This window comes from Novosphingobium sp. B-7, from assembly GCF_000410615.1.
Lineage (GTDB): Bacteria > Pseudomonadota > Alphaproteobacteria > Sphingomonadales > Sphingomonadaceae > Novosphingobium > Novosphingobium capsulatum.
The window spans coordinates 1-216 of sequence record NZ_APCQ01000327.1 but is presented as its reverse complement, the minus strand read 5'-3'; the positions used below and the strand labels follow the sequence as shown (position 1 = coordinate 216).

Below are 216 nucleotides of genomic sequence, written 5' to 3'. Positions count from 1 at the left end.
TGCCCTGGACGAGGACGACGTGACGACCTGGCTGGCCCATCGCATGGACCAGCGCCACACCCTGACGTGGAACGCCGGCGAAGGCCGGGTGGAAGCGCGGCTCGAGCGGCGGCTGGGCGCGATCGTGCTGGCCCGGGTGCCCGATCCATCGCCACAGCCGGCAGCGGTCACGGCTCTGCTGCTCGATGTGGTGCGGCGCGAAGGGCTGGCGGCGCT

Annotated in this window: 1 protein-coding gene; it reads left to right on the top strand. The window is 73.1% G+C overall.

The annotated features are described in order from the left end of the window. Nucleotides 1-216, top strand: a 216-nt coding sequence (locus H926_RS32975) for a hypothetical protein (protein ID WP_043607821.1), incomplete at both ends; no start/stop codon positions are given.